The organism is Rhizobium sp. BR 249 (assembly GCF_047445895.1).
Classification (GTDB): Bacteria; Pseudomonadota; Alphaproteobacteria; order Rhizobiales; family Rhizobiaceae; genus Rhizobium.
Genome location: NZ_JARWKX010000005.1, coordinates 34,476 through 57,144, shown reverse-complemented (window position 1 = coordinate 57,144; position 22,669 = coordinate 34,476). Strand labels below are relative to the sequence as shown.

19 protein-coding genes are annotated in these 22,669 nt (G+C 62.6%); 9 read left to right on the top strand and 10 right to left on the bottom strand.

Annotated elements, in window-relative coordinates; genetic code table 11:
• The first annotated feature begins 108 nt into the window (after positions 1–108).
• The 5 genes from araD1 (at position 109) to QD408_RS06620 (ending at position 5,167) form a co-directional block, all read left to right on the top strand.
• Complete coding sequence (gene araD1 / locus QD408_RS06640; RefSeq protein WP_414138754.1) at positions 109–1,104, top strand: AraD1 family protein; 996 nt, start codon at positions 109–111, stop codon at positions 1,102–1,104.
• A 67-nt stretch (positions 1,105–1,171) separates the two neighbouring features.
• The gene (locus QD408_RS06635; RefSeq protein ID WP_414138753.1) at positions 1,172–2,605 is read left to right on the top strand and encodes an aldehyde dehydrogenase family protein; all 1,434 of its coding nucleotides are present in this window, start codon (positions 1,172–1,174) and stop codon (positions 2,603–2,605) included.
• Positions 2,606–2,666: 61 nt separating this feature from the next.
• On the top strand, positions 2,667–4,406 hold the full coding sequence (gene araD, locus QD408_RS06630; protein WP_414138752.1) for an L-arabinonate dehydratase: 1,740 nt from the start codon (positions 2,667–2,669) through the stop codon (positions 4,404–4,406).
• Between the two features lie 111 nt (positions 4,407–4,517).
• Positions 4,518–4,760, top strand: a complete 243-nt coding sequence (locus QD408_RS06625; RefSeq protein ID WP_414138751.1) for a type II toxin-antitoxin system Phd/YefM family antitoxin — start codon at positions 4,518–4,520, stop codon at positions 4,758–4,760.
• Positions 4,757–5,167 carry a type II toxin-antitoxin system VapC family toxin gene (locus tag QD408_RS06620; protein ID WP_414138750.1) on the top strand — a complete coding sequence of 137 codons (411 nt, stop codon included), beginning with the start codon at positions 4,757–4,759 and terminating at the stop codon, positions 5,165–5,167. The genes QD408_RS06625 and QD408_RS06620 overlap by 4 nt, the downstream gene beginning before the upstream one ends.
• Before the next feature lie 20 nt (positions 5,168–5,187).
• On the opposite strand, the gene QD408_RS06615 is transcribed toward QD408_RS06620, so the two are convergent.
• The 3 genes from QD408_RS06615 to QD408_RS06605 are packed head-to-tail and all read right to left on the bottom strand — an operon-like array spanning position 5,188 to position 8,375.
• A complete protein-coding gene (locus tag QD408_RS06615; protein ID WP_088684664.1) occupies positions 5,188–6,012 on the bottom strand; it encodes a transglutaminase family protein in 825 nt (274 codons plus the stop codon).
• Positions 6,013–6,024: 12 nt separating this feature from the next.
• Complete coding sequence (locus QD408_RS06610) at positions 6,025–6,966, bottom strand: alpha-E domain-containing protein (RefSeq protein WP_414138749.1); 942 nt, start codon at positions 6,964–6,966, stop codon at positions 6,025–6,027.
• Positions 6,966–8,375, bottom strand: a complete 1,410-nt coding sequence (locus tag QD408_RS06605) for a circularly permuted type 2 ATP-grasp protein (protein WP_049736073.1) — start codon at positions 8,373–8,375, stop codon at positions 6,966–6,968. Before QD408_RS06605 ends, QD408_RS06610 begins: the two co-directional genes overlap by 1 nt.
• A 478-nt stretch (positions 8,376–8,853) precedes the next feature.
• On the opposite strand from QD408_RS06605, the gene QD408_RS06600 reads away from it, so the two are divergent.
• Entirely contained in the window at positions 8,854–9,753 is a 900-nt protein-coding gene (locus QD408_RS06600) for a DMT family transporter (RefSeq protein WP_414138748.1), read from the top strand.
• Between the two features lie 168 nt (positions 9,754–9,921).
• Here QD408_RS06600 and QD408_RS06595 read toward each other — a convergent pair whose 3' ends face one another.
• The 3 genes from QD408_RS06595 to QD408_RS06585 all read right to left on the bottom strand — a co-directional run bounded on the left by QD408_RS06595 (position 9,922) and on the right by QD408_RS06585 (position 13,180).
• A complete protein-coding gene (locus QD408_RS06595) occupies positions 9,922–11,130 on the bottom strand; it encodes an MFS transporter (RefSeq protein ID WP_414138747.1) in 1,209 nt (402 codons plus the stop codon).
• Between the two features lie 61 nt (positions 11,131–11,191).
• Complete coding sequence (locus tag QD408_RS06590; protein ID WP_088684660.1) at positions 11,192–12,181, bottom strand: AraC family transcriptional regulator; 990 nt, start codon at positions 12,179–12,181, stop codon at positions 11,192–11,194.
• Between the two features lie 90 nt (positions 12,182–12,271).
• Positions 12,272–13,180: a LysR family transcriptional regulator gene (locus QD408_RS06585; RefSeq protein WP_414138746.1), complete on the bottom strand. Its 909-nt coding sequence runs from the start codon at positions 13,178–13,180 to the stop codon at positions 12,272–12,274.
• Between QD408_RS06585 and QD408_RS06580 the strand changes: the two genes are divergently transcribed.
• Positions 13,179–14,240, top strand: a complete 1,062-nt coding sequence (locus QD408_RS06580; RefSeq protein WP_414138745.1) for an aldo/keto reductase — start codon at positions 13,179–13,181, stop codon at positions 14,238–14,240. The genes QD408_RS06585 and QD408_RS06580 overlap by 2 nt on opposite strands.
• A 4-nt stretch (positions 14,241–14,244) precedes the next feature.
• Positions 14,245–15,015, top strand: a complete 771-nt coding sequence (locus tag QD408_RS06575; RefSeq protein WP_414138744.1) for a glucose 1-dehydrogenase — start codon at positions 14,245–14,247, stop codon at positions 15,013–15,015.
• A gap of 117 nt (positions 15,016–15,132) precedes the next feature.
• Here QD408_RS06575 and QD408_RS06570 read toward each other — a convergent pair whose 3' ends face one another.
• The 3 genes from QD408_RS06570 to QD408_RS06560 all read right to left on the bottom strand — a co-directional run bounded on the left by QD408_RS06570 (position 15,133) and on the right by QD408_RS06560 (position 18,645).
• Positions 15,133–16,902: a DEAD/DEAH box helicase gene (locus tag QD408_RS06570; RefSeq protein WP_414138851.1), complete on the bottom strand. Its 1,770-nt coding sequence runs from the start codon at positions 16,900–16,902 to the stop codon at positions 15,133–15,135.
• A gap of 259 nt (positions 16,903–17,161) precedes the next feature.
• Complete coding sequence (locus QD408_RS06565; protein ID WP_414138743.1) at positions 17,162–18,265, bottom strand: DNA alkylation repair protein; 1,104 nt, start codon at positions 18,263–18,265, stop codon at positions 17,162–17,164.
• A 71-nt stretch (positions 18,266–18,336) separates the two neighbouring features.
• Complete coding sequence (locus QD408_RS06560) at positions 18,337–18,645, bottom strand: hypothetical protein (RefSeq protein WP_414138742.1); 309 nt, start codon at positions 18,643–18,645, stop codon at positions 18,337–18,339.
• Positions 18,646–18,973: 328 nt separating this feature from the next.
• Between QD408_RS06560 and QD408_RS06555 the strand changes: the two genes are divergently transcribed.
• Entirely contained in the window at positions 18,974–22,411 is a 3,438-nt protein-coding gene (locus QD408_RS06555) for a response regulator (protein ID WP_414138741.1), read from the top strand.
• A 22-nt stretch (positions 22,412–22,433) separates the two neighbouring features.
• Here QD408_RS06555 and QD408_RS06550 read toward each other — a convergent pair whose 3' ends face one another.
• The gene (locus tag QD408_RS06550) at positions 22,434–22,628 is read right to left on the bottom strand and encodes a type II toxin-antitoxin system ParD family antitoxin (RefSeq protein WP_414138740.1); all 195 of its coding nucleotides are present in this window, start codon (positions 22,626–22,628) and stop codon (positions 22,434–22,436) included.
• Positions 22,629–22,669 lie beyond the last annotated feature (41 nt).

The following is a 22,669-nucleotide window of genomic DNA, read 5'->3' as shown; positions in this document are numbered from 1 at the left end:
GCGCCGGTCCAGGCATTCGCAGTCATATGAAAGTTGGATTCCGGCTCCTGATGGAGCCGGACAGGCGGAGCTTTTCCTGACTTCGCCGGAACGAGAAGGATCGAAGTCGTGCTTATTTCGCAAATCAAGGGTGCCAACGGAGAGATCGTCGTCGCCGTGCGCGAGCAGGGCGGCGCTGCCAGGTCGGTCAAGAATGCCGGCAGCGTCTATGCGCTGGCGATGGAAGCGGCTGATGGCGGCAAGTCGCTTGCCTCGGTCATCGAAGCTCATGGTTACGGCGATGCCGTCGATCTGGAGAAGGCCTATGCGGAAGGCCGCTTCCTTCCGCCGATCACCCATCCCGATGCCGCCCACCTGCATCTGACGGGCACCGGCCTGACGCATCTCGGCTCTGCCGCCACCCGCGATTCCATGCATAAGAAGACCACCGAGGCGGCCGAGGAAACGCTGACCGACTCGATGAAGATGTTCAAGATGGGCCTGGAGAACGGCAAGCCGAAGGCTGGCGAAAAGGGCGTGCAGCCCGAATGGTTCTACAAGGGCAACGGCCATGGAGCCGCAGCTCCCGGTGCGCCGCTGGTCTCGCCCTCCTTCGCGCTCGATGGTGGCGAAGAGCCTGAAATGGCCGGCATCTACGTGATTGCCAAGGACGGCTCGCCCTTCCGCATCGGCTTTGCGCTGTCGAACGAATTTTCCGATCACGTCACCGAACGGATCAACTACCTCTTCCTCGCCCATTCGAAGCTGCGCCCGGCAAGCTTCGGCCCGGAAATCCGCGTCGGCGCGGCACCGGAAGATATCCGCGGCACCTCGCGCATCAAGCGCGGCGACAAGGTGATCTTCGAAAAGCCGTTCCTGTCGGGCGAGGCGAACATGTCGCACACCTTCGCGAACCTCGAATATCACCATTTCAAATATGGCCTCTTCCGTGTTCCCGGCGATGTCCATGTCCATATGTTCGGTACGGCGACGCTTTCCTTTGCCGACGGCATCAAGACGGAAGAGGGCGACCTCTTCGAGATCGAGGTCGCCGAATTCGGCCTGCCGCTGCGCAATCCGCTGAAGGTGGCGGCCGAAGAAGAGATCGCCGTCAAGCAGCTCTGATTTTCGAGGCCTGGCTGCCTGCGTGGCCGGGCCGTGATGTAAACGGTAAAGGAGGCTTGTTGAGCCCATGACCATTTATCAAAACCTGATCGCCGGCGAATGGGTCGGCACGGACGCGACGAAGAACATCAACCCGTCCGATACGAACGAGGTCGTCGGCCTCTATGCCAATGGCAGCGCCGAAGACACGAAAAACGCGATTGCCGCCGCCAAGGCTGCCTTTCCGGCCTGGTCGCGCTCGGGCATCTGGGAACGCCACGTCATCCTGAAGAAGGCCGGCGACGAGATCATGGCGCGCAAGGACGAACTCGGCGCGCTGCTCGCCCGCGAGGAAGGCAAGACCTTGCCTGAGGCGACCGGCGAAGTCATCCGCGCCTCGCAGATCTTCGAATTCTTCGCTGGCGAAGCCCTGCGGCTGGCCGGCGAGGTCATCCCGTCCGTTCGCCCGAACATCGGCGTCGAAATCACCCGCGAAGGCCTCGGCGTCATCGGCATCATCACGCCATGGAACTTCCCGATCGCGATCCCTGCCTGGAAGATCGCCCCGGCGCTTGCCTACGGCAACACCATCGTCTTCAAGCCGGCCGAACTGGTGCCGGCCTGTTCCTGGGCGATCGTCGATATCCTGAACCGCGCCGGACTGCCGAAGGGCGTCCTGAACCTCGTCATGGGCAAGGGCTCGGTCGTCGGCCAGGCCATGCTCGAAAGCCCCGACGTTCACGGCATCACCTTTACCGGTTCCACCGGCACCGGCCGTCGCGTCGCCGCCGCTTCCATCGAGCATAACCGCAAGTTCCAGCTGGAGATGGGCGGCAAGAACCCGATGGTCGTGCTCGACGATGCCGATCTCAACGTCGCCGTCGAAGCGGCCGCCAATTCCGGCTTCTTCTCGACCGGCCAGCGCTGCACCGCTTCCTCGCGCCTGATCGTCACCGAAGGCATCCACGACAAGTTCGTCGCGGCGCTCACCGACAAGCTGAAGACGCTGGTTGTCGACAACGCGCTCAAGGCCGGCACCCATATCGGTCCGGTCGTCGACGAGCGGCAGTTGAAGACCGATACCGACTATATCGAGATCGGCAAAAAGGAAGGCGCCAAGCTTGCCTTCGGCGGCGAGGTCATTTCGCGCGAGACGCCCGGCTTCTATCTGCAGCCGACGCTGTTCACCGAAGCGACCAACCAGATGCGCATTTCGCGTGAAGAGATCTTCGGACCGGTGGTCTCGGTTATCCGCGCTAAGGATTACGACGAGGCGCTTGCCATCGCCAACGACACGCCGTTCGGCCTTTCGGCCGGCATCGCCACGACCAGCCTGAAGCACGCGACGCATTTCAAGCGCAATTCCGAAGCCGGCATGGTGATGGTCAACCTGCCGACGGCAGGCGTCGATTTCCACGTTCCGTTCGGCGGCCGCAAGGGTTCGTCCTATGGCCCGCGCGAGCAGGGCAAGTACGCCGCCGAATTCTACACAACCGTCAAGACCGCCTACACGCTGGCTTGAGACAAGCGCGATGACCCGGACCGTACGAGGCGGTCCGGGAATATGCTGAAGGACAGAGATTATGAAAAAGAAAGCGGAATGGCCGCGCAGGCTGAGGTCGCAGGAATGGTACGGCGGCACGAGCCGCGACGTGATTTATCATCGCGGCTGGCTCAAGAACCAGGGTTATCCGCACGACCTGTTCGACGGACGGCCTGTCATCGGCATCCTCAACACCTGGTCGGATATGACCCCGTGCAACGGTCATCTGAGAGAACTCGCCGAGAAGGTGAAGGCGGGTGTCTGGGAGGCCGGCGGCTTCCCGCTCGAAGTGCCGGTGTTCTCGGCATCCGAAAACACCTTCCGCCCGACCGCGATGATGTACCGCAACCTTGCGGCGCTCGCCGTTGAGGAAGCGATCCGCGGCCAGCCGATGGACGGCTGCGTGCTGCTCGTCGGCTGCGACAAGACCACGCCGTCGCTCTTGATGGGTGCGGCCTCCTGCGACCTGCCGTCGATCGTCGTCACCGGTGGACCGATGCTGAACGGCTATTTCCGCGGCGAGCGCGTCGGCTCCGGCACGCATCTGTGGAAGTTCTCCGAAATGGTGAAGGCCGGCGAGATGACGCAGGCCGAATTCCTCGAGGCGGAAGCTTCGATGAGCCGTTCGTCGGGCACCTGCAATACGATGGGCACGGCCTCGACGATGGCTTCCATGGCCGAAGCGCTCGGCATGGCGCTATCGGGCAATGCCGCGATCCCGGGCGTCGATTCCCGCCGCAAGGTCATGGCGCAGCTCACCGGCCGCCGTATCGTGCAGATGGTCAAGGACGACCTGAAGCCTTCGGAGATCATGACGAAGCAGGCCTTCGAGAACGCCATCCGCACCAATGCGGCGATCGGCGGATCGACCAACGCCGTCATCCATCTGCTGGCGATCGCCGGCCGCGTCGGTATCGATCTGACGCTCGACGATTGGGACCGCTGTGGCCGCGACGTTCCGACGATCGTCAACCTGATGCCGTCGGGCAAGTACCTGATGGAAGAGTTTTTCTATGCCGGCGGCCTGCCCGTCGTGCTGAAGCGCCTCGGCGAGGCCGGCCTCCTGCACAAGGATGCGCTGACGGTCTCCGGCGAAACCGTCTGGGATGAGGTCAAGGAGGTCATCAACTGGAACGAAGACGTCATCCTGCCTGCTGAAAAGGCGCTGACTTCTTCGGGCGGCATCGTCGTGCTGCGCGGCAACCTCGCGCCGAAGGGCGCGGTGCTGAAGCCTTCGGCCGCTTCGCCGCATCTCCTGGTGCACCGGGGCAGGGCCGTCGTGTTCGAGGATATCGACGACTACAAGGCCAAGATCAACGACGACAATCTCGACATCGACGAGACCTGCGTCATGGTCATGAAGAACTGCGGCCCGAAGGGCTATCCCGGCATGGCCGAGGTCGGCAACATGGGCCTGCCGCCGAAGGTGCTGAAGAAGGGCATTCTCGACATGGTGCGTATATCGGACGCGCGCATGTCGGGAACGGCCTACGGCACCGTCGTGCTGCACACCTCGCCGGAAGCCGCCGTCGGCGGACCGCTGGCGGTCGTCAAGAATGGCGACATCATCGAGCTCGACGTGCCGAACCGCCGCCTGCATCTCGACATATCAGACGAGGAACTGGCGCGCCGTCTCGCCGAATGGCAGCCGAACCATGACCTGCCGACGTCGGGCTATGCCTTCCTGCATCAGCAGCATGTCGAAGGCGCCGACACCGGCGCCGACCTCGACTTCCTCAAGGGATGTCGCGGAAACGCAGTCGGCAAGGACAGCCACTGAGCGGACGTATTCGAGATTGGAATCGTTGAAAAGGCGGGGCGAGAGCCCCGCTTTTTTGTTGCACTTGGAAAATGACGCTATATTCTGTACAAGTGTACAGGAAAGATGGTCATGTCGAAAGTGGTCGGCGCAGCCGAGTTCAAGGCGAAATGTCTGAACCTTATCGATCAGATGCGCAGTGACGATGAATCCATCGTCATCACCAAGCGCGGCAAGCCGGTTGCCGTGCTTTCCCCGGCGCGAAACACAGGCGAACGCAAGAGCATCATCGGCGCGATGAAGGGCAGCGTGTTGCGCTATGACGATCCTCTCTCTCCGGCCGTTGAGCCGGAGGATTGGGACGCGCTCCGTTGATCGTCATCGATACGCATATCCTCGTCTGGGCAATGCAGGACGACGCTCGGCTCGGTTCACAGGCCCGGCGCATGATCGACGAGATGGCCGGGAAAAGCCGGATTCTGATTTCGGCGATTACACCTTGGGAAATCGCGATGCTCGTGCAGAAGGGGCGCTTGGCGCTGGGCGACGATGTCGGGCGATGGATCGACACCGCTCTGTCGCTGCCCGGACTTCAGCTCGCGCCGATCGAGCCTTCCATCGCGGTAGACAGCGTTCGGCTGCCCGGCGAGTTTCACGCCGACCCCGCGGACCGCATCATCGCCGCCACAGCCCGGTTTCATCGCATACCTTTGCTGACGGCGGATCAGGCGATCCTCAGTTATGGAGCGCGGGGTCATCTCCAGGTCGTTGCGGCTGGATAGACATGGCTTCCCGGCGTTGCTCAGCTCTGGCTCTGGCTTTGCATCTGGCCGCTGTCCTCTACCTTCACGGTGACCGACAGCGTTTCGCCCGGCGTGCCGATGCGCATGCCTGAGATCGGGGCGGCGTCGCGGTAGCAGAGGCCGGAGGCGACGCGGACATATCGTTCATCCGGGCAGATTTCATTGGCCGGGTCGAAGCCGACCCAACCGAGGCCGGGAATATGGGCTTCGGCCCAGGCATGGGTCGCCGCCTGTTCGACCTTCTCTTCCATCATCAGGTAGCCGGAGACATAACGCGCCGGCACCTGCAGGGCGCGGGCGGCGGCAACGAAGATGTGCGCATGGTCCTGGCAGACTCCGCTCTTCTTCTCCAGCGCCTGTTCCGCCGTGGTCGCAGTGTCGCTGGTGCCGGGCTTGTAATCGACCGTCTCGTGGATTGCGGCCATCAGCGCATGCATGCGGCCGAGTTCGTTGTCGCCGCTGACGCCTTTGATCAGTTCCTTCACCAGCTTGCCGCCCTTGGTGAGCGGCGTCTCGCGCAGGAAAAGCCAGAGCGGGCAGAAGCCGGTATGCGGGCCGGTGACGCCGTTGAGATCCGCGGTTTCGACCTCGCCTTCGGCAAGAATGCGCGTCACCTGCTGCTCGCCTTCCAGCGAGACCAGGTTGACGTGGTTGCCGTACTGGTCGTCATACTCCACTTCGGGCGTGGCGCCCTCGACCTTCAGCGACCAGGCGAGCACCTTCTGGCCTGATGTGGCCGGCGGCGTCAGCCTCAGCCGTTGCAGGGAGAATTTCGCCGGTTCGTCGTAGCGGTATTCGGTGAGGTGGCTGATCTTCAGTCTCATATCGTGATCCGCTTAAACGTAGAACCGGTAGCCATCGGAAATTTCCATGCCGAGCTGGTTGTTGCGCGAGACGAAATCCTCCAGGAACTCATGCAGGCCCTGATCCATGATATCGCGGATCGCCCGCGTCTGCAGCGTGGTGCGGATCGCCTCGGCCGTATCGTGGGCGGGTAGCCGCGCCTCATAATCCTGGGCGAGGTAGCCGAGGTTGCTGACGATTTTTTCGTAGCAATAGGCGAGCGAGCGCGGCATCTGCACATTGAGCGTCAGGAAGTCGGCAATGTTCATCGCCCGGTACTCGCCGTCATAGGCCCAGCTATAGGCGCGGTGCGCCGAGACCGAGCGCAGGATCGATTCCCACTGGACGTTGTCGAGCGAGGAGCCGACCGCCGAGACGGAGGGCAGCAGCACGTAATATTTCACGTCGAGGATGCGGCTCGTATTGTCCGCCCGCTCGATGAAGGTGCCGATGCGGGCGAAGTTATAGAGCTCGTTGCGCAGTGTCGAGCCATGGAAGGCGCCGCGGATGAGGCCGGCGCGGCGCTTGATGACGTCGATCACTTCAGGCAGGTCGGCGGCCTTGACGCGCTTTTCGAGCAGCGCCTTCAGCTCGATCCAGCATTCGTTGGTCGCTTCCCAGGTTTCGCGCGTCAGCGCGGTGCGCACCATGCGGGCATTGTTGCGGCCGAAGTCGATGCAGGACATGACGCTCGACGGATTGGAACGATCGCGCAGGAGATAATCGATCGCGTCGGCATTGGTGAGCTTGGCGTGGCCCTCGTCATAGGCCTCGCGCACGCCGGCACTTTGCAGCACGCCGTCCCAGTTGTCGTCGCCGGCGCTGCTGCGGGTGAGCGACATGCGCAGCCCGGCATCGACCAAACGGGCGATATTTTCGGCGCGCTCGATGTAACGAAACATCCAGTAGAGGCCGTTTGCGGTTCTTCCGAGCATCAGTCCTCCAGTACCCAGGTGTCTTTGGTGCCGCCGCCCTGGCTGGAATTGACCACCAGCGAGCCCTGCTTCAGCGCCACGCGGGTCAACCCGCCCGGAATGATCTGCACCTTGTCGGAGACGAGCACATAGGGACGAAGGTCCACATGGCGCGGCGCGATCCCCTTGTTGACGAGGATCGGCACGGTGGAGAGCGACAGCGTCGGCTGGGCGATGTAGTTGTTCGGCTTGGCCTTCAGCTTCTCGGCGAAATCGGCGCGCTCCTTCTTCGATGCCGTCGGTCCCACAAGCATGCCGTAACCGCCGGAGCCGTGCACTTCCTTGACGACGAGCTCTTCGAGGTGCTCCAGCACGTATTTCAGGCTCGATGCTTCCGAACAGCGCCAGGTCGGCACGTTCTCGAGCAGCGCCTTGCTGCCGGTGTAGAATTCGACGATCTCCGGCATGTAGGAATAGATCGCCTTGTCGTCGCAAATGCCGGTGCCGGGCGCATTGGCGATGGTGATGTTGCCGGAACGATAGACATCCATGATGCCGGGGATGCCGAGCGCGGAATCGGCCCGGAAGGTCAGCGGATCGAGGAAATCGTCGTCGACGCGGCGGTAGAGCACGTCGATCGCCTCGTAGCCGCGGGTCGTGCGCATCTTCACCTTGCCGTCGATGACGCGCAGATCCGAGCCTTCGACCAGCTCGACGCCCATCATGTCGGCGAGGAAGGAATGCTCGTAATAGGCCGAATTGTAGATGCCCGGCGTCAGCACCGCGACGCGCGGCTTGCCGGTGCAGCCGGGAGGGGCGAGCGAGGCGAGGCTCTGGCGAAGCAGATAGGGATAGTCCTCGACGCGCTGCACCTTGTTCTCATGGAAGAGTTCCGGGAACATCTGCATCATGGTTTCCCGGTTTTCCAGCATGTAGCTGACGCCGGAAGGCGTGCGGGCATTGTCCTCCAGCACGTAGAACTGGTCCTCGCCCGTTCGTACGATGTCGGTGCCGACGATATGGGTATAGACGCCGCCGGGCGGGCGGAAGCCGATCATCTCGGACAGGAAGGCGACGTTGTTCTCGATCAGCTCGCGCGGGACGCGGCCGGCGCGGATGATCTCCTGCTTGTGATAGATATCATCCAGGAAGGCATTGAGCGCGATCACCCGCTGCTCGATGCCCTGGGCGAGCTTGCGCCATTCGCGGGCGGAGATGATGCGGGGAATGATGTCGAAGGGGATGAGTTTTTCGGAACTGTCGGCGTGGCCGTAGACCGCGAAGGTGATGCCGGTCTTCCGGAAAATGTTTTCCGCATCGCGGGACTTGGCAATCAGATGCGACCGGTCTTGGCTGTTGTACCACTCAAAATATTTTTCATAAGGCGGGCGAGGACTCTCGTCCCCAGTGATCATTTCATCAAATGCCAAAGGTGCGGCTCCCCTTTTTTGTTCATTTGAATACAACGCAAATTGCAATGCAAGAACCATGCGCATTTCGAGGAAAAGATTTTGCGGTGCGGGAAAGGGGCGGAATTTCGGGCGTTTGAAGGGAGACGGTACGGTTGGCGGATGGTCGCTCGCCCGGGATTGCGTAAAATATGAGCAGGTGATGGGTTTTCGCCCAGGGGAGCACGGCCTTCCCGCGCCCAAGGACTTGGGCGCACTGGATTCCTGTGACGGGCACAGGAATGAGGGAGAGTATGGGGTAGCGCCTGCGAATCCTCGCTGCGGTAGCATACTGCGAGTTTCCGACGGGCTCGTTCGTCATATTGAAAATATCATCTTCCGGCTCGTTGGTTGTCCCACCCATCAACGAAATTTCAAGTAAGCATCAACGCTTCGCCTTTGACTGCGCCCGCAGCGTGCCGCTATCAGCACGGCAACGCTTTGTCTTCCGAGATGCCCCATGTCCCTCGACCGCCTTGCCCCCGCTCTCTTCGTTCTGCTCTGGTCCACGGGCTGGGTGGTTGCGAAATATGCGGCGCTGCATTCCGAGCCCTTCACCTTTCTTTCGATACGCTATGGGCTGTCGGCTTTTGCCTTCCTGGCGCTCTGCCTGGTGATGCGGGCGCAATGGCCGAAGAGCCGGGCGACGTGGCTGCGCGCCATCTATTCCGGCTTCTTCCTGCACGGCTTCTATCTCGCCGGCCTGTGGTGGGCGATCGCCAATGGCGTGCCGGCCGGCATCTCCGGCATCATCGCGGCGCTGCAGCCGCTGCTGACGGCGATGGCGGCTCCCTTTCTCGTCGGTGAGCGGTTGCAACAGACGCAGAAGCTTGGCCTCGGGCTCGGTTTCGTCGGCATTGCCATTGCCATTTCGCCGAAGCTTTTCGATCCGGCGGCGGCCGATCTCAGCCATGCCGCTCTGCCGCTGGCGATCAACCTCATCGCCATGGGCTCCGTCACCTACGGCACGCTTTACCAGAAGAAACACCTGCAGTCCGGCGACCTCAGGAGCATTGCGACGCTGCAATATGTCGGCGCTCTGATCCTCACACTGCCGCTGTCGCTGATCTTCGAACACCAGCATTTCGACGCTTCGGCTCAAGCCTACGGCGCACTCATCTGGTCGGTCTTCGGCCTGTCGATGGGCGGTGTCGGGCTGCTGCTCTATCTCATCCGCCGCGGGCAGGTCTCGCGCGCCGCCTCTCTCATCTACTTGATGCCGCCCGCCGTCGCGCTTGAAGCCTTCATCGCTTTCGGGGAGCCGCTGACGCTGCCGTTGATTCTGGGCACGGTTGTTGTCGTGACCGGCGTCTACCTGACGAACCGCAGGATCGGTCAGCAGGCACAGGCGAGCGCATAGGCCGATGGCTGCGCCAAGGTCGTCGAACAACCGGATGGCCTGAACTTTCAGGCTTCTTTCAGCCTGAGGGTGAAAGGCAAGTAGGTTATTACAGACTGAAGCATTCGGGTCGCCGGCGATTGCCGACGACCTCATATCCCGAGCGCTAGGTCTCTCAGGAAGCAACGATCAGTTGCGGGGCTGCAGCAGCGCCAAGACAACCGTTGACGCAGCCAGGAGCGCCGTAACAGTCAACGGTCCCACAGCGCCGTAGTGGTCGACGATATAGCCGCCAAAAACCGCGCCGATACTGATGGCCACCTGAAAAGAGACGACCATCAGGCTGCCCGCCGCCTCCAGAGCGTCGGGGGCCGCGCGGGAAAGATTGGTCGGCAGCACGACCGGCGCCATGCCGAAGGCAAAACCCCAAAGCGCAACGAGCGCGAAGGCGACGCCGGTGTGAGCGCCCCAAAGCACCAGAGCGAGTGCGGCAAACGCCATCAATACCGCCGTGACAGCGAGCGCTATGCGGATGCTCGCGTCGGCCATCCGGCCGCCGGCAACATTGCCGATCACCGAGGCGATGCCGAACCCGAGCAGCGCCAGGGCGATCGATCTGGTTTCAAGGAGCGTCACTCGTTCGAGAAAGGGGCGCACATAAACCGACCCGGCAAAATGCCCGGTCATCAGCAAAAGGATGGCAAGCATTCCCAGCTGAATGCCGCCCCGTCGTGTCAGCCGGAAGACATCGGCGAGACTGTTGCTCGTGTTTGCCGGGAGCGTCGGCAAGCTGAGCACCTGCAGCAGCATGGCAAGCGCGGCAAGCCCGGCTGTCATCGCCATGGCGCTGCGCCATCCCAGCCAGTCGCTGATCAAAGCCCCCATCGACGGTGCAGCGATCGTGGCGAGCGATACGCCGAGGGTGACGATAGCCATGCCCCGACCTGTCGCATTGGCGCCGACCAGCCTCGCCACGATGGCCACTGAAAGCGCCCAAAAGCCGCTCAGCGCGATGCCCAACCCGGCCCGGCCCAACAACAACAGCCAAAAATCGGTCGCCAACGATGCAAGAATATTGGAGCCGACCGCCAACGCACTGAGACCGACCAGCACCGCCTTGCGATTCAGTCTGCCGATGAGAACATTGCTCAACAGGGCGGCCACGGCGCCGACGGAAGCGGTGGCGGTGACGACCTGTCCGGCCGTTCCCTCGGAAATGCCGAGATCGCGCGCCATGGGCGTCAACAGGCCCGCCGGCAGGAACTCAGCGGATACCAGCGCAAAGCTGGTGGCCGCCATCGAAACAACGGCAAACCAGGTCGCCGCGTTCCACGCGGATGGTTCAGCCGCCTCCAGGCCAATTGTGGTCCCGTCGAACTGCGATGTTGTGTCCGTCATTTGAAGCATCTCCTATGTTCGGAGACACTTCATAGGCGAAGTTTTCAGGATGATATGTGTCTTAAAATCCGAAATCCATATCCATTCGTCCGGAACTTGTGCGGCGCACAATCCCCGGTGAAACGTTGGTGACGCGCTTGAAGGCGCGCGCGAAAGACGCCTCGGACTCATAGCCCAGCCGGGAAGCAACCTCGGCAACCGACATGCCGCCTTGCGCCAACAAATCGCGGGCAAGCTGCATGCGCAGACGGGCGAGGTAATGCGCCGCGCCTTCTCCCAAGATAGCGCTGAAGCGCTCGGCGAAGATCGAGCGCGACTGGCCTGCCACACCAGCGAGGCTTTCGAGGGTCCAGTTATGGCCGGGGTCCCTGTGCATGGCTGCCAGCACACGACCGATGTGCGGATCGCGGATGGCGGCGAGCCAGCCGGTGGTCGAGGCTCCGCTGCAGTTGACCCAGCAGCGGATAAGCCGCGCCGCGAGCAAATCCGCCATACGCGACAAGACCGTTGCGCTTCCCATCCGGGGCTGTGTCGCTTCCGCCGACATGGCGGCCAGCAGGGGGCCTACGATCGAGTCATTGCCGGCGACATCGCAGCCCTTGATGATCGGCGGCATCAGGGCGATCAAAGGGTTAAGCGCATGGGCGCCCAAAGTCATCGAGCCGCAGAAGAGGGTGCTGGTGGCGCCCGTTCCTTCGCGCAAGACGTCGCAGACGTTGCTGCCCAATTTCGTTATCTGGCAGCTTTTAAGCGAGTCGCCCTCAACGTCCGGCGCGCTCGCCAATCGATGTGCGATGCCTTGCGGCAGCAGCACCAGATCGCCATCGTTCAACTCCTGCCATCCTTGGACTTCGGTATGGATCCAGCACGGACCTTGGCTGACGAAGTGAAAACGAAGCAGCTGTTGTTGCGGAAAGGCGATGCTCCATGGATGCCGGAGTTCGCAGCGTCCATAGTTCACTCCGCTCAAGCGAAAGTCCTGCAGTACTTCGCTCAGGGCATCCATTGGGATAGTTGACGGCGACAACGGTCGGGACGGATGGTCAAGCATAGAACCAATTTAGGTCTCAAGCGTCCGGCATTCAAGCGGACCGGCTTCGCTGCGCGGTCCTTTGTCGGCGGGTGAGCGATAACGGGCTGCTCAACCAGCCAGCGGCCGTATCTCTCGAATAAGATCGATGAGCAGACGCAACGCGGTTGGGACCTGCCGACGGCTAGAATAATATGCGTGAAACCCGCTGCCCATCGAAGCCCAATCGTCGAGCACGACCGTCAGCGCGCCCGTCTCGATGTGCGAACGAAGGACCGGCTCGGCGCCATAGATAATACCGACCCCACTCAGTCCCAAGCCGATCGAGGCATGACTTGCATCGACGGTAAGAGGTCCGGGTGCAGCGATCGCGACCGTCTTTTCGCCCTGCTCGAACTCCCATTGGTAAATCTGGCCGTTTCCCAGTCGGATTCGGACACAGCGGTGCTCCAGCAGATCATGCGGCGTAAGGGGTGTTCCATGGCGTTCGAGATATTCGGGTGACGCGGCCGCCAGCCAGCGAATGTCTGGCGAAAGACGCTGGGCGATCATGTCCTCCGGCACCGTGCCGCCGTAGCGGATGCCAGCGTCGAAGCCGCCGTCTGTCACATCGATCAGGCGGTTGCTGACGCTGATGTCAACCTCGACCTCAGGATAGCGTTCGACGAAAGCCGGCATCACCGGGTCGAGCACTAGCGGCACCGCATCTTCGAGGACGTTAATTCTCACCCGACCGGCCGGCGAATCGCGGAATCTGTTCAGGTTTTCCGCTGCTTCACTCACGGCCGCCAGCGGTCCTTCGATCGACGCTTTGAGTTCTTCTCCGGCCGCCGTAAGGGTGACGCTACGCGTGGTTCTGTTCAACAATCGGACGCCGCGTCGCGCTTCAAGAGCCGTGATGGCATGACTTAGGGCAGAGGTCGTAACACTCATTTCCAGGGCGGCGCGCCGAAAGCTGCGATGCTTGGCGATCGCCAGAAAGTAGAGAAAGTCCGCTAGATCGGTTCGGTTCAACGGCATGGCTCTGACTACCACATTGTTGAGTACCGTTCATCTGTTCATTGCACGCGCGGGCGCTAATCCAGATCGATCCGACGAGCTAAATCTGTGTCGTCGCTCCACAGGCGACCGATTGGATACGCTCGTGAAGGAGCCTGGTCAGAAATCCCGAGATGAAAAGGTGAGCCCTATGATACTGGAAGAGACGTTTACGCTTGCCAACGGCGTGGCAATCCCCAAGCTGGGTCTCGGCACCTGGCGAATTCCTGATGCCGAGACCGCGCGGGTCGTCCGCGACGCGATCGAGCTCGGCTACAGCCATATCGATACCGCTCAAGCTTACGGAAATGAGCATGGCGTTGGTGAAGGTCTGCACAGAAGCGGCGCTTCCCGCGACCAAATCTTCGTAACGACGAAGCTCGCCGCCGAGTGCAAGCGCTACGGCGATGCCAAGGAGCGTATCGACAAGTCGCTTCGGGAGCTTGGGCTGGACCATGTCGACCTGATGCTGATCCACAGTCCGCAGCCGTGGGCGCAATTCAGGGAGGGCGAGCATTTCTTCGAAGGCAATCTCGAAGCATGGCGCGCGCTCGAAGAGGCCTATCGTGAGGGCAAACTCCGCGCAATTGGGGTCTCCAATTTCGAGCGGGCGGACTTGGACAACCTGCTCGACAACGGGGCCGTCGCGCCGATGGTCAACCAAGTCCTCGCCCATGCGGGCAACACGCCGCTGGATCTGATCGAATATTCGCAGTCCAAGGGCATGCTGGTCGAAGCGTACTCGCCGGTCGCCCACGGCGCGGTGCTCAACAATTCCGACCTGCGCGCGTTGGCCGAGAAATATGGCGTCAGTATTGCGCAGCTCTGCATCCGCTACTGCCTCCAGCTCGGCCTGCTTCCCCTGCCGAAGACGGTCACCGCCGCACACATGCGCGAGAATGCTGCGGCCGATTTCATGATTTCCGACGCAGACATGCAGGCGCTCAAGGGCACTGAGAACAACACCGATTATGGCGAAGCCAATACCTTCCCGGTATTCGGCAAGAAGCGGCGAGTCGCCGACGCGGGCAGGGAGGGCTAAACCCATGAATCCGGTCTACGACTTCAAGGGTCAGGTGGCACTCGTGACGGGTGCGGCCAAGGGCATGGGGCTGGCTGCTACGCGCGCCTTTGCCGAGAATGGCGCATCGGTGGTGCTGGCCGATCTCGATGGCGACCTCGCCGATCGCGAAGCGCGGCGGATCGTCACCGAGGGCGGCGGTACTGCGATCGGTATGGCTTGCGATGTCGCCGATGAGGCGCAGGTCGCAGCGCTCGTCGACCGCACGGTCGACGAATATGGCCGCCTCGATATGGCCTTCAATAACGCCGGCATCCAAGTGCCCCCGTCCGACGCTGCCGATGAGCCGCTCGACAGCTTCGAACGGGTCACCGCCATCAATCAACGCGGGGTGTGGGCATGCATGAAGCACGAACTGCGCGTCATGCGCGGGCAAGGCTCCGGCGCGATCGTCAACTGCTCTTCGCTCGGCGGCCTGGTCGGCCTGCCCGGACGCGCCGCCTATCACGGGACCAAGCATGCGGTGATCGGAATGACCCGAAGTGCCGGCGTCGAATATGCGCCACGCGGCATCCGCATCAACGCAGTCTGCCCCGGTGTCATCGACACGCCGATGGTACAGGAGATGCTGGATGGGCAGTCCGATGCGATGGCTGAGATCATGAAACAACAGCCGATCGGTCGGCTCGGACGTGCGCAAGAGGTCGCCGCTGCCGTACTTTGGTTATGCAGCCCAGCGGCGAGCTTCATCATCGGCGTCGCGCTGCCCGTCGACGGCGGCTTCACGGCGCACTGATTCCGCCAGGCTCCTGCCACCGCTGCGAATGAAAGGCCGGGCATCCTATCAGATGCTCCGGCCTCCCAATATTCAAGACCGAAAGTTCGGCCTTTTCTCCTTTAAATCAATCGGCGCTCAGGCGCGTTCGCGGCGCTGGCCACCGTTGCGGGAGCCGGAGCCGCCGCGGCGGTTGCCGCCGTTGCCGTCGCGGCGCTGTTCGCCGCCCTGGGCCTGCTGGGGACCGCGGTCTTCGCCGTGCTTGCGGGCCGGGCGGCCGTGGGCGTGGCGGCCGTTGCCGCGGTGATGGCCGCTCGGCTCGCCATTGGCGTGATGGCCGTTGGGACCGTTATGCGCGGGACGCTGCGGCTTTGCCGGGCGGAAGTCGGAAGTTGAGGCCAGATCGTTGTCGGGGCCGAAATCCGGGGCCGCTTCGCCGCGGCGCTGGCCGCGGAAGTCCTCGTTGCGGCCGGGGCGTTCGGGCCGCGGACGGCGCTCGCGGCGTTCTTCGCCGCCATTGGCGCGGACTTCGCTGCCGCTGGCGCGAGTTTCGCTGCCTTCGCCTTCACGGCGCGGGCGGCGTTCCGGGCGGCTGCCGCGATGCTCCGAGCGGTTCTGATCGCCACGGCCTTCGCCGCGACCCTGACCTTCGCGACCCTGGCCCCCACCGCGATTGCGGTTGTTGCCATTGCCGTTGCCGCGGCGCGGGCCGCTGGCGCTGACATGTGCCGGCGGTTCGCCGCTTGCGACCGTGATGTCGATGCCCATCAGGCGCTCGATATCGCGCAGCAGCTTGGCTTCATCGGGGGCGCAGAAGGCAATCGCGATGCCGTCGCGGCCGGCGCGCGCCGTGCGGCCGATGCGATGGACATAGGCGTCCGGCACTTCGGGCAGGTCGTAATTGTAGACATGGCTGACGGCCGGAATGTCGATGCCGCGGGCGGCGACGTCGGTCGCGATCAGCGTCTTGATGCTGCCGTCGCGGAAGGCCTTCAGCGCCCGCTCGCGCTGACCCTGGCTCTTGTTGCCATGGATCGAGGCGACGGAATAGCCGATATTGTCGAGATGCTTCATCAGCTTCTCCGCACCATGCTTGGTGCGCAGGAAGACGATGGCGCGGCCGTCCGGATTTTCGGTCAGCGACTTGCGCAGCAGTTCGGTCTTGTCGTTCTTGCCGCCGACGAAATGGACGTACTGCTCGACCTTGTCGGCAGCCTTGCCCGGAGGCGTGACTTCGACCTTGACGGGATCGACGAGATATTCGCCGGCGAGATCGGCGATCGCCTTCGGCATGGTGGCCGAAAACAGCATGGTCTGGCGCTTCTTCGGCACCAGCTTGGCGATCTTGCGCAGGTCATGCACGAAGCCGAGGTCGAGCATCTGGTCGGCCTCGTCGAGCACGAGATAACGCACCGTCGTCAGCGTGATGGCGCGGCGGTTGACGAGGTCCAGCAGACGGCCGGGGGTGGCGACCAGGATGTCGGTGCCCTTTTCGAGCTGCAGCTGCTGCTTGTTGATCGACACGCCGCCGACGACGACATTGATGCGCAGCGGCGACTTGCGGATGAACTTCTTCAGGTTCTCGGCGATCTGGTTCACCAGCTCGCGGGTCGGCGCCAGGATCAGCGTCCGCGTCGTGCGGTTGTCGGGGCGGCGCTCGTCAGCGAGCAGCTTTTCGATGAGCGGCAGGCCGAAGGCGGCGGTCTTGCCGGTGCCGGTCTGGGCAAGGCCGATCAGATCGCGGCCCGATATGAGGAGAGGAATGGACTGTTCCTGGATCGGCGTCGGCGTTTCGATGCCGAGCTGGAACAAGGTGGCGACGATCGGCTTGGAGACACCAAGCGATTCAAAATTAGTCAAGGCATAACCTTTCGGGGCGCCACAACGACTAGCGCCGGAACGCACCATGCGATCCGGTTTCATTCTGGCGTCAAGAACCCCGCGTGAAGTGGGAACTTGCAAGTTGGAAAAAGCTTTCCAGCGCTTCTGGCCGCTCATTGGGAGTGCGGCGCTTTATCGAAATGCGCTTTTGTCCCTTCTTCCTGCGTTTCGTATTTTCTAGCAGGGGCACGCTCACGCGGCGGCCGGAAGGGTGAAAGCTGAGCCGCATTTGGGCTAGTTCGCGGGAAAAGTCAAGTGCAGTGCACAAAAAGCGTTAACCCGGATCCTACGACGGCATTCTCAGGACAAAGCTTTCCGATGCGCTTTCGGCGCCGTTGACGAGGATGGCGATGCGGTGTTCACCGGGATAATAGCGCCGTGTCGTGATCGGCCGCATGGCGTGGCGGCGCCCGATCGCGTGGCTTTGGCCGGGGGCGAGCGTGATCGTCTTGCATTTGAAGACCTTGGGCGAGAGCGAGCCGTCGGCCTTCATGTGGTGAATGGCGTAGTCGATCATCAGCGAGTGGTCGGTTTCGCCTGAATTGGTCAGGCGGATTTCGAAATCCAGCCCTTCGCCGAACATCACCTCGCCGTTCAGAAGGTGCAGCTCGCATGTCAGCGCGGCAGCCGCGCCGAAACCGAAATTGGCAAGCGCCTGCGCATGGCCTTTCTTGAGCAGCGTGCGAGAGGCATGTTTCAGCAGCCGGCGCCGCTCGGCTGATGCGCCCTCGATGTGGCCGGCGATGAAGGCGGCGACCAGATCCGGGTGATCCTTGGCGATGTCGTTCAGGCTGTTGGCGACGGAGCGGCGCACGTAATCCTCCGGGTCATCCATCAGCGCGGTCAGGATGGGCAGGATCGGGCCAGGGTCTTTCACGAGCTGCGGCAGGCGCATGGCCCAGGGCAGGCGCGGCCGCGTCCCCTCGCTCGCCAGCCGGCGCACATGATGGTCGGGATCGCCGGCCCAGCCGGAAATGATGGCGAGCGCGCGCTGCTGGTCGCGATGGATGAATTGCCGGATGCCGAACTCGGCGGTGAAATGCGGCGTCAGCGCCTTGAGGAGATCAAGGCCGAGATCGAAATGATCAAGGCCGCGTGCGGCGATGAACTGGTTGACCGGCAGCAGCATCCAGCCGGACAGTCCAGGTCTGCCCGCTGCAGGCAGGCTCGCCTTCAGGATGGCGGCCGCTTCGGGGAAATCGCCGGGAAGGGTGGCAAACAGCGCATCGCGGATCAGCGCCGAACGTTCCATCAGTTCCAGGGCTGCAAGGCCGCCGGTCGCGAGGCTTACGAAGTGCTCTCTATCGAAGGAAGGCGCATTTGCGGCGATACGATCGGCCATGTCGCCGACCAGCGCCTCGTGCAGCAGGTTCTTGAGCGGTTCCGGCATTGGTCCTCCCTGAGTGGAGGAGGATTGGACCGGCGCCGCCGGGAGGTCAAGCGGCGCCGCATTCGGGTTTTCTATTCAGGGCAGACTTTGACGCGGTAGGGCTCGCCCCAGCGGTCGTGCCGCCATTCGATATGGCAATAGGACGGCCGGTAATAGGTTCCGTAGACGGGATAGGGACGATAGACGGGGTAGGCCGGATAAACCGGGTAGGCGGGGCGGGCGGCTTCCGACAGCAGGGCTCCGCCGACGACGCCGGCGGCAAGGCCGCCCCAGAAGGCGTCGCGCGGACGGGCATCGGCAGTGGTGGCAGTGGCGAGCGAGGCGCCGGCAAAGGTCAGCGCGATCAGGCCCGTCGCCATGGTCTTATGAAGAACGGACATGGTATCTTCCTTGATTTGGACTGGCTTCTATAAAGCCACCCCCAGACTCCGCCCGGATCGCGGCGGAGCGATGGCCGCACAAGGGCACTCCGGATTAAATTTTGGTCATGATTTCAACGGCTGCCCAGAGTAAAACGGATCGCGGCCGGCCGGATTTGCCGGCGATGATGGCATGCTTCGGGTTTCGCGCAGAAAATGCGGCCTCTTCAGCCCGATAATCCGGCGTGTAAAATTCCGCCCTCGAAATTTATGGTTAAAACCTTGTTAAAAGCCTTGGCGTTATAGTCTTTGTAGTTGATATTTCATTCATTGCGGGAGCGACGATTTCTTGAAATCAGCCGGGGACATTCTGGAATTGGCTTGCCGCCGGATCGCCGATCTGGACACCCCGGCCTATGTCAAGAACAGCGAGTTGCGCTATGTCGCCGTCAACGAGGCCTATGCCGATTTCCTGGGCCGGGAGATTTCCGATTTCATCGGCAGACGCAGCCGCGAGCTCTTCGACCGCCCCGAGGAAGAGGATCGCGAGGATAAGGAACGCCGCGCGCTGGTGTTCGGCACCGAAGAAAACGCCATCTGCTTCGATGCCGCGGGCCTTGGCCACGAGCGAATCCAGATCGAAAGCTTCTCGCCGTCGCCGGAGCGGATCTATGTGCTCGGCATCTTTGAAGCCCGCGAGCGCCGCGCCGCTGCCAATAGGGAGATCGTCGGCAGCGCTCGGGCTGTAAACGATTCCGGGACGGCAAAGGATCTCGGGATTGCGGGCGACCCTGGGATTGCCGCCGATTTCGCTGAGGTGCGCGCGGCGCTGGAAAAGCTGGACCATCCGGTCGGCATCTTTGCGGCAGACGGCCGGCCGCTGGTCGTCAATGCCGCCTATCGCGACGGTGCGAGCCCTGCGCCCGCCGGCGACTCGGCCTGGGGAGAGAGCGTCAACGAACTCGACGTTCTCAGCACCGTCCTGGAGGACCTGCCGGTGGCGGTCTTCGTCCGCGACGACAAGCATCGCCTGGTCTATGCCAACAAATATTATGAGACCTTCAGCGGCCGCTCCCGCTCGGAGTATCTGGGAATGACCGAACACGAAATGTTCGGGCCGGAGGGTGCTGAGCCGATCTACCAGGAAAACCTGCTGGCGCTCAGGGAGGGCATTTCGGTGGAGCTCGAGAGCTGGATGCCGAGCAGCAGCGGCCATGTCTATCCCGTCATCTCTCGCGTCAGCCGCGTCATGACGGCGGATGGGCGAACCTATGTCGTCGGCTCCTTTTCCGATATTTCGCCGCTCAAGGAGCGCGAGAAGGCGCTGATCGCGTCGCGCAAGCAGGAAGAAGTGCTGCATCGGGATATCGAGAGCATCCTGCGTTCGCTGCCGGTCGGCGTGCTGATCCTCGATAACGACCACCGGATTCTCTACGTCAACGACGCATTCTACAGCATCTGGGAACTGCCGCTCGACGATCCTTTCGACGGCCGACCCTTCATCGACGTCATCCGCCGCAACTACGAGCTCGGCCGCTACGACGGAACACAGACGCCGGAAGAGATCTACGCCTTCCGCAAGCACCTGTTCGAGGCCGAAGAGCCGGAGCCGATCGAACTCGGCTGGGCGGGCGCCAAATCCGTGATCTTCGACAGCCGCCGCATCTCCAACGACCGCATCCTGCTGACCTATGCCGATATCTCGGCAGTGCGCGAGCGTGAAAAGGAAATCCACGAGACGCGCGCCGCCCTCGAGCGGCTCGGCGAGATGATGCGCGATGCGACGCACGCCATGTCGCAGGGGCTTGCGATCGTCCAGGACGGCATCATCAAGATGTCCAACGAGGCGATGGCCGATATCCTGCAGATCCCGCCGCACTATATCGAGGCCGGCCAGGGCTGGCTCGGCATGTTCGAATTCTGCGCGGCGCGCGGCGATTTCCACGATGCGGCGGATGAGATCCTGCAGGAGTGGCGCGCCAATATCGCCGCCAGGCAGCCGATTTCCACCGTCTTCCATGTCGGCGGCGAGCGCTGGGTGAACATGGATGCGACCGTCAGCCGGGGACAGCATTGGGTGGCGCTGTTCACCGACGTCACCGACCTCAAGAGCCGCGAGGAGGAACTGCGCGAACTCCTGTCGCGCGCCGAAGCCGCCGACCGCGCCAAATCCGAATTCCTCGCCAATATGAGCCACGAGATCCGCACGCCGATGAACGGCGTGCTCGGGATGGCGGAACTGCTTGCCAAGACCAATCTCGACACGCGCCAGAAGACCTTCATCGACATCATCGTCAAGTCGGGCAATGCGCTGCTGACCATTATCAACGACATCCTCGACTTCTCGAAGATCGATGCCGGGCAAATGAAACTGCGCAGAGCCGCCTTCGACATCATCGAAGCGGTGGAGGATGTGGCGACGCTCCTCTCCTCGCATGCCGCCGAGAAGAATATCGAGCTTTTGGTGCGGGCTGCACCCGACCTGCCGGCCGCGGTGATCGGAGACGCCGGGCGTTTCCGCCAGATCGTCACCAATCTCGTCGGCAACGCCGTCAAGTTCACCGAGCGCGGCCATGTTTTCGTCGATGTCGGCTTCCAGCCGGCCGCCGGCGGCGAGATCCTGGCGACGATCCGCATCGAGGACACGGGGATCGGCATTCCGAGGGAAAAGCTCGAATCGGTCTTCGACAAATTTTCGCAGGTCGACGCCTCCTCGACCCGGCGGCATGAAGGAACCGGGCTCGGCCTTGCGATCACCGCCGGCCTCGTCGACCTCTTCGGCGGCTATATCAATGTCGAGAGCGAATGGGGCAAGGGCTCGGTCTTCACGGTCAATCTGCCCTTTGCGGTGGCGGCTGCCCGCCTCGAGCCGAAGCCGCTGCCGATCAACGTGCAGGGCGCGCGCATCCTCGTCGTCGACGACAATGAGGTGAACCGCCGCATCCTCACCGAGCAGCTTTCGCTCTGGGGCTTCGACGGCGTGGCCGCCGAGGGCGGCGGCACGGGTCTCGCGATCCTGGAAGCGGCGGCCAATCTCGGCGTTACCGTCGATGCCGTCGTGCTCGACTACCACATGCCCGATATGAACGGCGCCGATGTCGCCCGCCGGCTGCGCGCCGATCCCCGCTTCGTCGAGCTGCCGATCATTTTCCTCACCTCGATGGATATTTCGGGCACGGAAAAGGAATTCGCGGCGCTGAACGGCCATGCGCATCTGATGAAGCCGGCGCGCGCCAACGTGCTGCGCAATACCGTGGTCGAAGTGGTGCGCGCCCGGCGCGTCAAGCAGGCTTCGGAAGCCGAGATCGCCCGGCTGCAGGCGGAAGCGGCCGTGCCGGCGCCGGTGCCTGCGCCAGCCCCTGAGCCGCAGAAGCGGGCGGCCGAATTCGTCGACGTGCTGGTTGCCGAAGACAACGAGGTCAACCAGATCGTCTTTACCCAGATCCTGCAGGGAACGGGGCTTTCCTTCCTGGTCGTCAACAACGGCCAGGAGGCGGTCGCCGCCTGGGAGGGCCACACGCCGCGCATCATCATGATGGACGTCTCGATGCCCGTCATGAACGGCCACGAAGCGACCCGGACGATCCGCGAAAGGGAAAAGGGGCAGGGCCATCGGGTGCCGATCATCGGCGTCACCGCCCATGCGCTCGAAAGCGACCGCGAGGCCTGCCTCGACGCCGGCATGGACGATTACATGTCGAAGCCGATCAGCCCCGAACTGCTGGAGGAGAAGATCCGGCAATGGCTCGGCAAGGACGAGTTGCAGCCGGAGCGCACGAGTTACTGATCTTTGTGGGAAAACAGGACGATCACGAACGGCCGTCGTATTTGGCCGTAAGGCGAATGGCGACATCCCCAATGGGCTTGAGGCGGCCTGCTTCGGCATCGGCGATCCCCTGAGCAATTGCCAGATCGAGCGCTATCGGCCGGTCTTTCCGCTTCGATTTCACGCATTCGTCCACATGGCTTTCAGGTTGCCATTCAGGATTCTTGCTGTTCGCCATATCCGCTCCTTTTCGGAAATTATCGCGCGAAGCGATAGCGG

What these genes read in the sequence shown, in the direction of transcription:
- QD408_RS06635 (WP_414138753.1), top strand. Translation starts at nt 1,172, where the DNA reads ATGACCATTTATCAAAACCTGATCGCCGGCGAATGGGTCGGCACGGAC.
- araD (WP_414138752.1), top strand. Translation starts at nt 2,667, where the DNA reads ATGAAAAAGAAAGCGGAATGGCCGCGCAGGCTGAGGTCGCAGGAATGG.
- QD408_RS06625 (WP_414138751.1), top strand. Translation starts at nt 4,518, where the DNA reads ATGTCGAAAGTGGTCGGCGCAGCCGAGTTCAAGGCGAAATGTCTGAAC.
- QD408_RS06615 (WP_088684664.1), bottom strand. Translation starts at nt 6,012, where the DNA reads ATGAGACTGAAGATCAGCCACCTCACCGAATACCGCTACGACGAACCG.
- QD408_RS06610 (WP_414138749.1), bottom strand. Translation starts at nt 6,966, where the DNA reads ATGCTCGGAAGAACCGCAAACGGCCTCTACTGGATGTTTCGTTACATC.
- QD408_RS06600 (WP_414138748.1), top strand. Translation starts at nt 8,854, where the DNA reads ATGTCCCTCGACCGCCTTGCCCCCGCTCTCTTCGTTCTGCTCTGGTCC.
- QD408_RS06595 (WP_414138747.1), bottom strand. Translation starts at nt 11,130, where the DNA reads ATGACGGACACAACATCGCAGTTCGACGGGACCACAATTGGCCTGGAG.
- QD408_RS06590 (WP_088684660.1), bottom strand. Translation starts at nt 12,181, where the DNA reads ATGCTTGACCATCCGTCCCGACCGTTGTCGCCGTCAACTATCCCAATG.
- QD408_RS06580 (WP_414138745.1), top strand. Translation starts at nt 13,179, where the DNA reads ATGGCTCTGACTACCACATTGTTGAGTACCGTTCATCTGTTCATTGCA.
- QD408_RS06585 (WP_414138746.1), bottom strand. Translation starts at nt 13,180, where the DNA reads ATGCCGTTGAACCGAACCGATCTAGCGGACTTTCTCTACTTTCTGGCG.
- QD408_RS06575 (WP_414138744.1), top strand. Translation starts at nt 14,245, where the DNA reads ATGAATCCGGTCTACGACTTCAAGGGTCAGGTGGCACTCGTGACGGGT.
- QD408_RS06570 (WP_414138851.1), bottom strand. Translation starts at nt 16,902, where the DNA reads ATGGTGCGTTCCGGCGCTAGTCGTTGTGGCGCCCCGAAAGGTTATGCC.
- QD408_RS06565 (WP_414138743.1), bottom strand. Translation starts at nt 18,265, where the DNA reads ATGCCGGAACCGCTCAAGAACCTGCTGCACGAGGCGCTGGTCGGCGAC.
- QD408_RS06560 (WP_414138742.1), bottom strand. Translation starts at nt 18,645, where the DNA reads ATGTCCGTTCTTCATAAGACCATGGCGACGGGCCTGATCGCGCTGACC.
- QD408_RS06550 (WP_414138740.1), bottom strand. Translation starts at nt 22,628, where the DNA reads ATGGCGAACAGCAAGAATCCTGAATGGCAACCTGAAAGCCATGTGGAC.